Annotated in this window: 1 protein-coding gene; it reads left to right on the forward strand. The window is 56.4% G+C overall.

What is annotated here, in order from left to right; genetic code table 11:
- Positions 1-234, forward strand: a 234-nt coding sequence (locus tag KVT27_RS26215; RefSeq protein WP_217582337.1) for a hypothetical protein, incomplete at both ends; no start/stop codon positions are given.

The following is a 234-nucleotide window of genomic DNA, read 5'->3' on the forward strand; positions in this document are numbered from 1 at the left end:
ATCGGCTGGTCGATGACGCTGCAGGATGCCCGCTGGATGATCGACTGGATGGCGGTTCTCGGCACCAACATGTTTAACTTTCACGCGTTCTTCTACTCGATTGACGGACTTCGCAAGCATGATGCGGCGCCTTCCCAGTTCGAGCAGAACCCGTATTGGGAACATTTCGCCCTGTTGGGCGACTATATCGGCCGGTTGAGCTGGCTGATGAGCGAAGGCGCGGCCAAAATCGAT

Source organism: Lysinibacillus sp. GbtcB16, from assembly GCF_019091145.1.
In the GTDB taxonomy this organism is placed as follows: Bacteria; Bacillota; Bacilli; order Bacillales_A; family Planococcaceae; genus Lysinibacillus; species Lysinibacillus fusiformis.